This is a genomic window from Kribbella sp. NPDC026596 (genome assembly GCF_040638415.1).
Classification (GTDB): Bacteria; Actinomycetota; Actinomycetes; order Propionibacteriales; family Kribbellaceae; genus Kribbella.
Map to the genome: position 1 here is coordinate 1 of NZ_JBEZYF010000089.1, position 12,351 is coordinate 12,351.

Consider the following 12,351-nt stretch of genomic DNA (forward strand, 5'->3'; position numbering starts at 1 on the left):
GTCGGCACATCGCCCTTCAGGATGTGCAGATCGGTGCCGCAGATCGTCACCGCGTCGACGCGGACGATCGCGTCCTCCGGATCCTGGATCACCGGATCCGGCACCTCACGCCAGCTCCGCTGCCCCGGACCGTTGTAGACCAATGCCTTCATCACAGACCTCCCAAGACGAGACTTTCCACCTTCGACAATGGCCCTCCGCACCGGTCCTGACTGCGGCCGAACTACACCTCCACGCGGGACCTTCGGCCCTCCCTCCAGCGCCTGCGCACGGCTTGACTGGAACTGCAGGAGTACGAACCGAGAGGTGTCCCATGTCAGCGGAACAGCCTGTACTGGTCGGGATCGACGGATCACGCGACGGCCTGATCGCGCTCGGCTGGGCGGCGGCGTACGCCACCCTGCCCCAGGCGCGGTTGCACGCCGTCTACGTCCTGGACGATCAGCCGCAACTCCCCACGAGCACACGACCGACCGGACCGGACGACGGCAGCGAGGTGCTGGAAGACGCCCTCCAGGAGCTCGAGCGGATCGGATTCACGACCGCGACACTGGAAGTGCGCCACGGCCATCCGGCCAAGGTCCTCCTCGAACTGTCCGAGCGCGCCCAGGCCCTGGTCGTCGGCCGCCGCGGCATGGGCGGCTTCGCGGAGCTCGTGCTCGGATCGACATCCCAGGCGTGTACGGCGCTCAGCACCAAGGTGCCGCTGGTCGTCGTACCCGACACCTGGGACCCCGCAGCTCCCGCACACCGGCGGATCGTGGTCGGCGTCGACGGATCGCTGGAAGGCCACGACGCGCTGCGCTTCGCCTTCGAGCTGGCCGACGCGACGCACGCCGAACTCGTCGGTGTCCACGCTGTCGAGATCCGCGAGAGCTACCCCGATCCCAGTGTCTGGACCGACCCGAGCCGACCGCCTTGGGCCGATGCAACCGACGAGCTCCTGGCACGGACGCTGGACGACTGGCAAGCCAAGTACCCCGAGGTCGTTGTCGACCACCGTGCCGTCGCCGATCACCCGGTGCGGGTGCTCGCGCACGAGTCCGAGCTCGCCGACCTGGTGGTGGTCGGTGGGCTCGGCCACACGGCGTTCTCCGAGCTGCGGCTGGGATCAGTGGCCCGTGGCCTGCTTCACCACTCGCACTGCCCGGTCGCCGTCATCCATCACATCTGAGGATTCGTTGCCATGACACTCACTGGGGACATCGTCATCAAAGCGCGGCGACTGACCAAGCGGTTCGGCCGCCGGACCGCGCTCGACGGGCTCGACCTGGACGTCCCGGCAGGCGTCATCCTCGGCTATCTGGGGCCGAACGGCGCCGGCAAGACCACCACGATCCGCCTGCTGGCCGGGCTGATCCGGCCGACGTCCGGCTCGGCGGTGGTCTTCGGGTTCGACGCGAACGACCAGTACGACGTGATCCAGCGCCGGATCGGCTACCTGCCCGGGGATTTCGTCGCCTATCCGGATCTCACCGGCGCGCAGTACCTGGACTACTTCGCCCATCTGTACGGCGGTGTCGACCGGGACCGGATCGAGCTCCTGGCCAAGCGGTTCGACCTGGATCTGGGTGTCCGGATCAGTGCGTTGTCCCGCGGCAACCGGCAGAAGGTCGGTATCGTCCAGGCGTTCATGCATGACCCGGACCTGCTGATCCTGGACGAGCCGACCACCGGGCTGGACCCGCTCATGCAGCGCGAGTTCCGCGACCTGCTGCGGGAGACCCGGGATGCCGGCCGGACCGTCTTCCTCTCCTCGCACGTCCTGTCCGAGATCGACGCCGTCGCCGACACCGTCGCGATCCTGCGAGCCGGCCGGCTGGTGACCACGCAGTCCGTCCAAGCACTGCGGGACCGGGCCCGCCGCCGCCTCGACCTCACCTTCGCCGACACCCCGCCGGCGGACCGGATCCACGCCGTACCCGGTGTGCAGGAGCTCACGATCGACGGCCGGACCGCACACGTTGTCGTCACCGGATCGACCGCGGAGCTCATCAGATCCGTCGCGCCGTACGAGGTGACCAACGTCGTCAGCCACGAGGCCGACCTGGAGTCCGCATTCCTCGACTACTACACCGGCCGGGAGTGAGGGCCATGTTCCGCAACGTCTTCCTGAAGTCGATGTACGACGCCCGCCGCGGACTGATCGGCTGGTCGATCGCGATCGCGGCACTCGTGCTGCTCGAGAGCGCCCTGTGGCCGTCGATCCGGGACATGCCGAACCTGACCGAGCTGTACCAGTCGTTCCCCGAGGAACTGCGCAAGTTCTTCAACCTCGACGCCATGACCACCGGCGCCGGCTTCCTCAACGCCGAGTTGTTCACGCTGATGCTGCCCGGCCTCTTCCTGGTCTACGGCATCGGCCACGGCGCCCGTGCCCTGGCCGGCGAAGAGGAACGCGGGACCCTCGAAATGCTGCTGGTCACGCCCGTCTCCGGCTTCCGCATCGTCGTCGACAAGGCGCTCGCACTGGCACTGTCGATCACCGTCCTCGGGCTCGCGCTGTTCGTCGCCACCACACTCGGCAGCCTGACCTTCGGCCTCGGCATCAGCGTTCCCGCCGCCGCGAGCGGCGCCCTCGCGATGACGTTGCTCGGCGTGGAGTACGGCGTACTTGCCCTGGCCGCCGGTGCCCTGACCGGGCGCCGCACCGCCGCGATCGGGATCGCCTCGGCCGCCGCCACCGCCGCCTACTTCGTCTACGCCGCCGGCCTCATCCTGCCGCGCTTCGAGTCGTGGCAGCCCTACTCCCCCATCCACCAGGCGTTCAACGGTGGACCGCTCGGCGCCGGCCTCCAACTCGGCTACCTCTGGCTCCTCGCCGGCGCAGCCTTCCTCGTCGCGATCGCCCTCCCCGCCCTCGACGGCCGCGACATCTCGACCGCGCATGGCGGCTGAGCCATGCCCACGCCGCGCCGCCGCGACCTCGTGGCCTCGACCCTGATCGCCGTACTGGTGCTGCTCTACCTGCTGTTCCTTGCCTCAAGCACCTTCCTGACCATCCGTGCGATGACCTGCGCGACGCTGATGCTGGGCGGGGCGATCATCATCCTCTGCTCCGACGGCGAGCCGCCGGACGCCCTCAGCTGGCTGACCGCCATCCTCGCTGTCACCGCGGTCGCCGCCGGCACCGTGGCCCTCGCCGTCTCGGCATCGACCCTCTTCCTGACCGCCGCCATCGCGATCACGCTCGCCGTGTGGTCCATCCAGCTCGCCGAACACCTCACCTTCACGCCACCAACCTCTCGGGAGGCACTCGATGACATCGACCCCGGTAACACGAGTTCCGCTGCCGGTACAGCCCGCTGACGAGATGGTCCGGCTCGCCCGGTTCCATCGCGATGTGCGCTGGACCGGCACCATCCAGGCCGACGGCATGGGCCCCGGGAGTCCCGCCATGACCGCGACCGGTGAAGGCCGCCACCACACCATCCAGAACGGACTCTGGATCGTCGGCGACTACCAGCAGGACCAGTTCCTCGCCGACGGGACCTTCGTCCTCCACTGGCAACTGCACTGGGTCGCCGGCTGGGATCCGCAGGCCGGCGAGTACCGCGCCTCGGTCGCCGACAACTACGGCCACCTCGAGATCCTGTCCGGCCGGATCAACGGCGACCTGCTCACCTTCGAGAGCATCGGGCGACCACCCGTCCGCCTCCGCCTCTCCTGGCACCTCGCCGACGACGACACCATGACCTGGCGCAACGAGGTCTCCGTCCAGGGCGGCCCCTTCAACCTCATCGAACGCTACCTCTGCACCACCATCGAGTGAGGAGGACGGCTTCAGGATCCCTGGGCCCACCCGCTCCAGCTCGCCTTGGCGCCGGAGTCGCCGATTCTGACGGCGTCGTAGACAGCCGCGCCCGCGACGACGATGGCGGCCACGGTCACGACAGCGGTCACCGCGCTCGACGCCGGGGCCAGATAGGCGCGCTTCGCCGGGGTCGCCCCGTTGCCCTCCCGTTGCCGCCACCAGACGACGAGCGCCAGGACGGCGACCGCGATGGCCGCGTAGATGGCGGTGTCGCCGAGTTCGGCGTGGCGGTGGATCAGGGCGTTCGGCGCGACGTTGTGTTCGAGGAACTCTCCCGCGCTGGTCGTGATCGGCACCAGGACGACGACCAGCAGCGCCAGGATCGCGTTCGGACCGGCCAACCGGTGTCTGGCGGCCGGGCCAGATCGTGGTCAAGGCCAGCAACGCCGCGGACAACGGGAGCAGGACGACGATGGCGTGGACCAGGAGCACGTGGGCGGGGAGGCCGTTGACAGTCTGCATCAGGTTCCTTCGGATCTCGCTGATCTGGAGTCGCCACGCTGGCAGACGGTTCTTGGTGTTTTCTTGGAGGACGTCAGCCCTGCAGGTGAGCCGCGTCCAGGGCGGACTGCAGCGAGCGGCGGTATCCGTCCGAGGTGAAAGTCGCGCCCGACACGGTGTCGATCTGCGCGCTCTGCGCCGCGATCGCCTCGTGCTCGAGCTGCGGCAGCGCGTACGCGCTGATCTCCTGGTCGCGCCCTCCCGACGCCGGATAGACCAGTGCGGTCACGGCGACCAGGCGGTGCGAACGGATCGTGACGCGGACCTGCACCGGGCCGTATCGGGTGCCGGCCGAGCTGCCGTTCACTGTGAGGACGCCGGTCGCCGGTCCAGTGCTGACAACCCCGGGCTTGACCGCGGCGGAGGTCGGCGAGTCGGTCCGGTTCGTGCTCGTCGGGTACAGGAACAGCAGGCCGAGCAGTACGCCGGTCGCCCCGATGACCGCCGCGTTGCGTCGCAGCCGCTCCGAGTGGGTCCTCATCAGGCGCCGGCCCGGTGTGCCGCGTCGAGCGCGGACTGCAGCGACTGCCGGTATCCCCCGGACGTGAAGGTCGCCCCGGACACGGTATCGATCCGCGCGCTCTGCGCGGCCAGCGTCTCCTGGACCAGTTGCGGTATCGCGTAGCTGTTGATCGCGTCGGTCTGGCCGTCCCCGCTCGGCCGGGCGAGTGCACGGGCCCGGGTGATCTGCCCGCTCCGCAGGGTGATCTCGACCTGCACCGGCCCGTACTGCGTCTGGACCAGATCACCGGCGACGGTCACCGACGAAGCCTTCGAAGGACTCGGGCGTGTCGGCGAGGCGCTCGGGCGTGTCGCGGTAGGGCTCGGGCGTGTCGCGGAGGGGCTTGGGCGGTCGGAATCGTCGTCGGTGGGACTCGGTCGGCTCGGCGGCACCGTCCGGGTCTCGGACCGGTTCGGAGGCAGCGGCGTCGGACGAGTCGGCACGTGCCGGGGTCGCCCGGCCGGAGCGGACGACACCACCTGGGCCGACGAGTGCGGCTGCGCGCTCGCCCGCACCGAAACGCCGACGACCACCAGGGTCGCGGCCGACATGACCAGTTTGATCCCGCGCCTCACGCACGTACTCCTCTCACCACGAGAATCGCTCCTGATGCAGCTGGTTCGGCGGCAGACCGATTGCGGTGGCCGCCACGCACACCGCATCCATCCACTGGTCAGGGCCGCAGACGTAGACGTCGTACTGGCTGATGCCGGGGACGAGCTGCTGCATCGCGTCCTCGTCGGTCCACGCCGCGGCGCTCTCCGGCAGCCAGGACTGCCGGTTCCGGATCCGCGGGCCGAGCACGTAGTTCACGGCGACGCCGCGGCGCTGAGCCAGCTGGTCGAGCTCGTCACGGAACACCAGGTCGTCGAGATCGTGCGCGCGATACACCAGGACGGCGTCGCCCGGTTCGTACGCGAGCTCCTCCAGCAAGGCCCGCAGCGGTGTGATGCCGATGCCGCAGGCGAACATCGCCACCCTGCGGGTGACCCGCCGCTCACCGGTCAGCCGCCCGTACGGGCCTTCGATCGCGACCTTGGTGCCCGGCCGCAACCCGGCCAGCCGACTGCTTCCGTCACCGGCCGCCTTGGCGGTCACCCGCAGGCGGTCGGGCGCGGGCGAGGCCGACAGCGAGTACGGATTGCCGCGGGACCACCCCGGACCGTCGAGGAACCGGAAGACGAAGTACTGGCCTGCCTGGACCGGCATCCGATGCAGACCCCGACCAGCCAGCGTGACCGTCACCACGCCCGGACCCTCGCGGATGACCTCTCGCACGGTGAGGCCGTGCCGAAGCGTCCGCCAGACCGGCAAAGCCACGCGATAGACCAGGATCGCGGCGAGTGCGACGGCGTACGCCGACCACCAGTACGCGCGCGCCACCGCCGACGTCGTGAAGTCCGCGCCGGTCCAGATCTCGTGCGGCACGGACAGCCCCACCCCGACGTACGCGTACAGGTGCAGCAAGTGCCACGACTCGTAGCGCAACGCCCGGCGAGCCACCCGGACCGAGCTGACGACGACGACCGTCAACGCGATACTTCCCGCGACCGCGAGGAGCATTCCGCCGTACGTCGTGACGACGCTCCACGTCTCGTGCAGGAGATCGTTGTGATCCCGGAGCGTGTATCCCCCGAGGATCAAGGCGACGTGGACCATCAGCAGGTTGAAGGACCAGAAGCCGACCAGCCGATGTCTGCGGGCCAGCTCGTCCTGGCCGTAGCTGCGCTCGATCATCGGCACCCGGGCCATCAGGAACACCTGCACCAGCAACAGGTCCGCGGCGACCAGGCCGGACAATCGGCCGAGGGACGTGAGCAGATCGGCCGGCCCGGCCGCGAGCAACTGGACGCCACGCCCGGACAACCACAGGGCGATCACCACCAGCACGCTGCCCCAGCACAGGACACCGATGGCGTCGCGCCACCAGACCGGCGTACGACGAGACCGCCGCCGGAGATGCACAGTGCGATGCCGGCTCGTCGCCTGGGCAGCACCGCGGTTCGTCATACTCCGACGATGCCCGGGGATTCTTAGGCCTTCCTTTGACCGGGCTCCTCGATCGCGGGCAGGACCAGCTCGAACGTCGCCCCGACCTCGCTCGGCGCCAGCCGGAGCTGGCCGCCATGCCGGTTCGCGACATCGTGGGTGAGCGCGAGGCCCAGGCCGTAATGCGCCCGGCCGGCGCGATGTCCGCCCGTGTCGAACCGGCGCAGCACCCGTTGTGCCTGCTCCGGCCCGATCCCGGGACCGATGTCGCTCACGGACAGGATCACATCCCGCCGATCCCGCCGTACGGCGATCCGCACCTCGCCGTCGGCCGGTGTGTGGTCGATCGCGTTGTCGACCAGCGCGATGGTCGCGCGGCGGATCGCGCTGACGGCGCCGAGGACGCGCATGCTGCCCTCATCCGCATGCCACCGCAGCCGCACGCCGGCCTGCTGGGCATGGGCTCCCGCGCTGGCCACGACGTCCTCCGCGACCTGGGCGAGATCGACCGGCTCGTGGCCCTCGGCGCTCCGGGGGTCGGCGGCGGCCAGGAGGTCGTCGACGACCTCGCCGAGCCGCTTCGCGTCCTCGACGACGCCGCCGGAGTCGCGCAGGATCTCGTCGCTCGAGCTGTTGCGACGCAGCGTGCGATCGAGCACCTGCGCGCGCGTGCTCAGCAACGTCAGCGGCGTACGCAGTTCGTGGCCCGCATCGGCCACGAACGCCCGCTGCAGGGTGAGCGCCTGGGCCAGCGGCCGGACTGCGCGACGGCCGATCAGGACGCCCAGCAGCGCGGCGAACACCAGGCCGAGGGCGGACGCGAACGCCATCGCCTGGAGCAGGCGGGCGCGCTCCTGATGCGCTGTCGCCAGGTTGAGCACAGCCTGCACAGGGATGCCTTTCCGGCTGCCGGTGGCGATGCGGTACTCACCGTCGTCGTTCTCCACCGTGGTCAGCCGGACCTGCCCGTCGGCGCCGTTGCGCATCGCGGCCAGTTGGGGAAGGAGCTCATCCGGCAGCCCCGGCGTGACCGTCGTACCGGCCGGGCCGGTGATGGCCAGCCAAGTGCCGGCCGGTGGATCACCGACGTCATCGGCCGTCGCGATCGCCGACCGGAGCAGATCGTCGGCGGCACCTGCTTGACCGCGGACCACGACGATCGTGACCAGAGCGATCAACAGCAGCATCGCCACCGCGACCAGAGCCGCGACCTGGACGGCAACGTCACGAGCGGCTCTGCGGACGAGGACCTCGTCACCGATCGGCCGGCCGCTCATGAACTGCCCAGCCGGTAGCCGAGACCGCGGACGGTGCTGATCACTCCACGCCCGAGCTTCCGCCGGCAGTAGTGGACGTAGGTATCCACCACAGTCTCAGACTCAGCGTCGTCGAAGACCCGGTCGAGAAGCTCGCCGCGACTGAACACGACACCGGGCCGCGCCGCGAGCAGCGCCAGCAAAGCCGCCTCGCGTTCGGACAACTCGACCGTGCCACCGCTCGCAAGCCGTACGGTTCGGCTGTCGAGATCCAGAGAACCACCCGGAACCGCCAGCTGGCCGGCGTGATCGAGGTGGCGCCTCAGCAAGGCCCTCAGCCGCGCCAGCAACTCCGTGAGCTCGAACGGCTTCGCCAGATAATCCTCGGCGCCGGCGTCCAGGCCTTCGACCCGGTCCTCGGTGCTGTTCCGCGCCGACAGCACCAGGATCGGCGTGACGACGCCGCGGCTGCGCAGCCTGGCGATCAGGTCCAGGCCTTCGACTGCGGGCAGGCCGCGGTCGACGATCATCGCCTCGAACGACCGCGTCAACGCCAGGTGCAGTCCGGTCTGACCGTCGCCCGCGCGGGTCACGGCGTACCCCTCGTCGGCGAGCACTCGGTCGAGGAGACCGGCCAGGTCGGTGTCGTCCTCGATCAGCAGGATCTGTCTCATCGCGGTCATTGTGCCCCCGATCGGACCGCGGGCCAGCCGGGTGTCGCGAACAGGTTGCCGTCAGCAAGGATCCCCAGACCTTCGTACCCGGGCAGCGCGGCGAGCACGGCCGGCCACTCGTCCCCTGCGACGAACGCGGCGGTCGCGAGGACATCGGCGTACTCCAGTGACGGACCGCTCACCGACACCGACAGCCATCGGGTCGCCACCGAACCGCCGGTCCGTGGGTCGTACAGGTGCGCGCCTCTGGCCGCCGTACCGCTCGTTGCCACGGCTCCATCGGTTCGAGCGACGCTGGTAACCACGCGCCCGGGGTCGCGCGGATCCTGGATTCCGACGGTGAACGGACGGCCGCTCGGGCACAGCACCAGCACGTCGCCCCCGGCGTTCAGGCACCAATCCAGGTCGGAGACCTCCCGCAGTCGCTCGCCGGCCCGCTCGACCGCCCAGCCTTTCACCAGCCCCGACGGATCCCACCTGCCGTCCGCCATTTCGGCATCGAACAGACCGCCGGTCAGCTCGCGGGCTCGGTCGCACCGCTCGGCCACTTCACCCACCACCGGATCCAAGTCGTCCCAACCCACCTGCCCGCACGCCAGCAGACTGACCGCGCTGTCAGGCTTGTACGGCGAGAACACTCGATCGACCTCGACCAACTCCGCGAAGACCGCCCGCACCGCCGCATCCGCCCGCGCAGAGTCCACCCGCTCCCCGCGGGCGAGAACGCTGACCGGCAGACCCATGATCTGCTCGACCCAGCTCCGCCTCGCTGCCATGTGGCAACGGTACGACGAAGACCTCAACGAGCCCGCCGACGGTGGCGCCGGCGCCGGATCACCAGCCACGCGGGCAGTCCGGCGAGCCAGTCGAAGATCGCGTTCATGATGAGGACATCCCGAGCCCGAGTGCCGACCGGCGACGGCGACGGATCAGCCGCCACAGTTCGTCCGCGCCCCAGACGATGACGGGGAAGGCGAGCAGCGGCAGCAGGTAGGAGGCCGGTGGGACGGCCATGCCGAAGATCGACGGCAGGGGCGGTACGGCGACGATCACGGCCGCGAAGACGAGTTCGAAGAGGATGCCCCACAGCAGCAGGTGGTTCGAGGTGACTCCGATGGTGCGGAGGGAGGCGTACTGGGTGCGGGCCGCGAAGGCGGTGCCGATCTGGCAGGCGACGATGCCGAGGAACGACATCGTGGTCGCCTGCAGCCAGAGGTGATGGAACGGATCACCGGTGCCGGTCGGATCGCCGAGGCGCCAGCCGCCGGCCAGCAGCGTCCAGAAGAAGGCTCCCATCACCAGCAGTGCCGACAAGCCGCCCAGGAGTCCCCAAGCTCTGGCCAGCATCGTTCCGTTGATCACGCCGTCGGTACGGCGCCGAGGTGGGCGGTCCATCAGGCCGGGTTCGGCCGGCTCGCGTCCGAGGGCGAGGGCCGGGAGTGTCTCGGTCCCGAGGTCGATCGCCAGGATCTGCAACACCGTCAGCGGCAGCGGGACGCGGCCGCCGGACAGGGCGTAGATCAGGAACGGGACGACCTCCGGAGTCGCGTGGGCGAAGATGTAGACGATGAACTTGCGGACGTTGTCGTAGACCTGGCGGCCGGACTCGACCGCGGTGACGATGCTGGCGAAGTCGTCGTCGGTCAGCACCATCGTGGCCGCCTCACGCGCGACATCGGTGCCCGAGGCCCCCATCGCGACCCCGATGTCCGCCCGGCGCAGCGCGGGAGCGTCGTTGACGCCGTCTCCGGTCATCGCGACCACGTTGCCCTCGGCCCGCAACGCGTCGGCGATCCGCAGCTTCGCCTCGGGGGAACTCCGGGCGAAGATCAGCTCCTTGCCCTCGGCGAGCAACCGGTCCAGTTCGGCTTCGGTCATGCGGTCCAGCTCCGCGCCGGTCACGACCGTCGTACCCTCGCGACCGATGCCGACCTGCCGGGCGATCTCAGCCGCGGTGAGGCCGTTGTCGCCGGTGACGACGATCAGCCGGATGCCCGCCGCCTGACAGCGCCGTACGGCGGCGGCGACCTCGGGCCGCGGCGGATCGAGCATCGCCACCACCCCCAGGAACACCAGGTCGCGCTCTGCCTCGACCCGTGCGGCCGGCACCGCGGCCGGATCGACAGCTCGGTCCGCGACGCCGATCACCCGCAGACCGCGGCTCGCGAACTCGGCGAACATCCGGCCGAACTCTGCCCGGGCGGCATCGGTCAGCAGCTCCGTCCCGGAAGTCGTCGCGAACTGCGTCGACCGGGCCAGGACCTCCTCCGGCGCGCCCTTCACGTGCACGGTCATCGCGTCGCCGGCCCGGTCGACGGTCGACATCAACCGCACCGAAGGGTCGAACGCGAAGTGGGCGATCCGGCCCTTCGCCCGCGACCCGGTGTCCAGGTCCGCGCCGAGCTCGGCCGCCGCGCGCAGCAAGGCGACCTCGGTCGGATCACCGCTGTCGGCGCCGGTCTGATCGTGGGAAGCGTTGGAACACAGGGCGAGTGCCTCGGCCAGCCGCCGGACAGCGGCGGTGGTGGCCGGCTGCAGAACGACCGGCCCCGAAGGTGTCCACACGTCCGTCACGTGCATCCGGTTCTGCGTCAGCGTGCCGGTCTTGTCCGTGCAGATCACTGTCGTCGACCCCAGCGTCTCCACCGCCGACAGGCGCTTCACCACGGCACCGGCCCGGGCCAGCACCCGTACGCCGACCGCGAGAGCCAGCGTGATCGTCGGGAGCAGGCCCTCGGGGACGTTCGCCACCAGCAGGCCGATCGCGAAGTTGAGTGCGTCCGGCACCGACAGGCCGGTCACTGTCACCCCGAGGAGCAGGAAGAGCAACCCCGCACCGACCGCGACAGCGGCGATCAGCCATGCCACCCGCTTGACCTGACGCTCCAGCGGGCTGTCCTCACGCGTGACTCGTTGCGACATCGCGGCGATCCGGCCGAGCTCAGTGTGCATCCCGGTCGCGAACACGAGCGCGCGAGCCTCGCCCGCGGTGCAGTTCGTGCCACTGAAGGCGAGATCGCCCGCGTCCAGGAAGTTGCCCGAAGCATCGGTCAGCTCGGCCGAGCGGACCACCGGCACCGACTCGCCGGTCAGCGTCGAGTTGTCGATCTCGACGGCACCGGCGAACAGCCGGACGTCGGCCGAGATCCGGTTGCCCTCAGCAACGACAACGACATCGCCACGCACCAGAGTGCGGGCCTCGACGCTCTTGGTCACACCGTCGCGGACCACCGTCGCCAGCACCGGCAGGTAGGCGGCCAGCGCCTCGACCGCGCGCTCGGCCTGGCGCTCCTGGGCGAACGCGAGCCCGGCGTTGAGCAGGATCACCACCACGATCGCCGCCCCGAGGACGCCCGTACCGCCGACCACCGCGAGGACGGCGGCGAGCCACAGCAACAAGGCCAGCGGGTGGGTGAGCTGCCGGACCAGTTCACCCACCCAGCCACTCCCCCGTCGCCGGGTGAGTTCGTTCGGCCCATACGCCTCCAACCGGCGCTGTGCCTCCCGATCCGTCAGGCCGTCGGGTGTCGTCTGCAGATCACGAAACAGCCGATCGGCGGGCTCGCGCGGATCACTCGACTTCAGGTCCGTCGAGGGCAGTTGGGTGGCAGTCAC

At 70.0% G+C, this 12,351-nt stretch carries 14 protein-coding genes; 5 read left to right on the forward strand and 9 right to left on the reverse strand.

Going from position 1 to position 12,351, the window contains the following annotated elements; translation table 11 throughout:
- Nucleotides 1–313 precede the first annotated feature (313 nt).
- Genes AB0E63_RS41480 through AB0E63_RS41500 form a run of 5 tightly spaced genes read left to right on the forward strand, consistent with a single transcriptional unit; the run spans nucleotide 314 to nucleotide 3,772 of the window.
- Complete coding sequence (locus AB0E63_RS41480; RefSeq protein ID WP_360378884.1) at nucleotides 314–1,174, forward strand: universal stress protein; 861 nt, start codon at nucleotides 314–316, stop codon at nucleotides 1,172–1,174.
- Between the two features lie 12 nt (nucleotides 1,175–1,186).
- On the forward strand, nucleotides 1,187–2,089 hold the full coding sequence (locus tag AB0E63_RS41485) for an ABC transporter ATP-binding protein (RefSeq protein WP_360378887.1): 903 nt from the start codon (nucleotides 1,187–1,189) through the stop codon (nucleotides 2,087–2,089).
- 5 nt (nucleotides 2,090–2,094) lie between these two features.
- Nucleotides 2,095–2,898, forward strand: coding sequence for an ABC transporter permease subunit (locus AB0E63_RS41490; protein WP_360378890.1), 804 nt, complete (start codon nucleotides 2,095–2,097; stop codon nucleotides 2,896–2,898).
- A gap of 3 nt (nucleotides 2,899–2,901) precedes the next feature.
- Entirely contained in the window at nucleotides 2,902–3,309 is a 408-nt protein-coding gene (locus tag AB0E63_RS41495) for a hypothetical protein (protein WP_360378893.1), read from the forward strand.
- On the forward strand, nucleotides 3,260–3,772 hold the full coding sequence (locus AB0E63_RS41500; protein WP_360378896.1) for a DUF1579 family protein: 513 nt from the start codon (nucleotides 3,260–3,262) through the stop codon (nucleotides 3,770–3,772). Before AB0E63_RS41495 ends, AB0E63_RS41500 begins: the two co-directional genes overlap by 50 nt.
- Nucleotides 3,773–3,783: 11 nt before the next feature.
- Here the strand turns inward: AB0E63_RS41500 and AB0E63_RS41505 are convergent, their stop codons facing one another.
- From AB0E63_RS41505 to AB0E63_RS41545, 9 genes are all read right to left on the reverse strand, one after another.
- Nucleotides 3,784–4,155: a hypothetical protein gene (locus AB0E63_RS41505; protein WP_360378899.1), complete on the reverse strand. Its 372-nt coding sequence runs from the start codon at nucleotides 4,153–4,155 to the stop codon at nucleotides 3,784–3,786.
- A gap of 194 nt (nucleotides 4,156–4,349) precedes the next feature.
- Nucleotides 4,350–4,796: an FMN-binding protein gene (locus AB0E63_RS41510; RefSeq protein WP_360378902.1), complete on the reverse strand. Its 447-nt coding sequence runs from the start codon at nucleotides 4,794–4,796 to the stop codon at nucleotides 4,350–4,352.
- The gene (locus AB0E63_RS41515) at nucleotides 4,796–5,077 is read right to left on the reverse strand and encodes an FMN-binding protein (protein WP_360378905.1); all 282 of its coding nucleotides are present in this window, start codon (nucleotides 5,075–5,077) and stop codon (nucleotides 4,796–4,798) included. The genes AB0E63_RS41510 and AB0E63_RS41515 overlap by 1 nt, the downstream gene beginning before the upstream one ends.
- Nucleotides 5,061–5,396 carry a hypothetical protein gene (locus tag AB0E63_RS41520; RefSeq protein WP_360378907.1) on the reverse strand — a complete coding sequence of 112 codons (336 nt, stop codon included), beginning with the start codon at nucleotides 5,394–5,396 and terminating at the stop codon, nucleotides 5,061–5,063. The genes AB0E63_RS41515 and AB0E63_RS41520 overlap by 17 nt, the downstream gene beginning before the upstream one ends.
- A gap of 9 nt (nucleotides 5,397–5,405) precedes the next feature.
- Nucleotides 5,406–6,827 carry a ferredoxin reductase family protein gene (locus tag AB0E63_RS41525; RefSeq protein WP_360378909.1) on the reverse strand — a complete coding sequence of 474 codons (1,422 nt, stop codon included), beginning with the start codon at nucleotides 6,825–6,827 and terminating at the stop codon, nucleotides 5,406–5,408.
- Nucleotides 6,828–6,850: 23 nt separating this feature from the next.
- Nucleotides 6,851–8,083 (reverse strand): HAMP domain-containing sensor histidine kinase, encoded by a 1,233-nt coding sequence (locus AB0E63_RS41530; protein WP_360378912.1) that lies wholly within the window; start codon nucleotides 8,081–8,083, stop codon nucleotides 6,851–6,853.
- Complete coding sequence (locus tag AB0E63_RS41535) at nucleotides 8,080–8,736, reverse strand: response regulator transcription factor (protein WP_360378914.1); 657 nt, start codon at nucleotides 8,734–8,736, stop codon at nucleotides 8,080–8,082. Before AB0E63_RS41535 ends, AB0E63_RS41530 begins: the two co-directional genes overlap by 4 nt.
- Nucleotides 8,737–8,741: 5 nt before the next feature.
- Nucleotides 8,742–9,512 (reverse strand): FAD:protein FMN transferase, encoded by a 771-nt coding sequence (locus tag AB0E63_RS41540; RefSeq protein WP_360378917.1) that lies wholly within the window; start codon nucleotides 9,510–9,512, stop codon nucleotides 8,742–8,744.
- Between the two features lie 103 nt (nucleotides 9,513–9,615).
- Nucleotides 9,616–12,351 (reverse strand): cation-transporting P-type ATPase, encoded by a 2,736-nt coding sequence (locus AB0E63_RS41545; RefSeq protein WP_360378920.1) that lies wholly within the window; start codon nucleotides 12,349–12,351, stop codon nucleotides 9,616–9,618.

What these genes read in the sequence shown, in the direction of transcription:
- AB0E63_RS41495 (WP_360378893.1), top strand. Translation starts at nt 2,902, where the DNA reads ATGCCCACGCCGCGCCGCCGCGACCTCGTGGCCTCGACCCTGATCGCC.
- AB0E63_RS41480 (WP_360378884.1), top strand. Translation starts at nt 314, where the DNA reads ATGTCAGCGGAACAGCCTGTACTGGTCGGGATCGACGGATCACGCGAC.
- AB0E63_RS41525 (WP_360378909.1), bottom strand. Translation starts at nt 6,827, where the DNA reads ATGACGAACCGCGGTGCTGCCCAGGCGACGAGCCGGCATCGCACTGTG.
- AB0E63_RS41485 (WP_360378887.1), top strand. Translation starts at nt 1,187, where the DNA reads ATGACACTCACTGGGGACATCGTCATCAAAGCGCGGCGACTGACCAAG.
- AB0E63_RS41510 (WP_360378902.1), bottom strand. Translation starts at nt 4,796, where the DNA reads ATGAGGACCCACTCGGAGCGGCTGCGACGCAACGCGGCGGTCATCGGG.
- AB0E63_RS41540 (WP_360378917.1), bottom strand. Translation starts at nt 9,512, where the DNA reads ATGGCAGCGAGGCGGAGCTGGGTCGAGCAGATCATGGGTCTGCCGGTC.
- AB0E63_RS41490 (WP_360378890.1), top strand. Translation starts at nt 2,095, where the DNA reads ATGTTCCGCAACGTCTTCCTGAAGTCGATGTACGACGCCCGCCGCGGA.
- AB0E63_RS41535 (WP_360378914.1), bottom strand. Translation starts at nt 8,736, where the DNA reads ATGAGACAGATCCTGCTGATCGAGGACGACACCGACCTGGCCGGTCTC.
- AB0E63_RS41500 (WP_360378896.1), top strand. Translation starts at nt 3,260, where the DNA reads ATGACATCGACCCCGGTAACACGAGTTCCGCTGCCGGTACAGCCCGCT.
- AB0E63_RS41530 (WP_360378912.1), bottom strand. Translation starts at nt 8,083, where the DNA reads ATGAGCGGCCGGCCGATCGGTGACGAGGTCCTCGTCCGCAGAGCCGCT.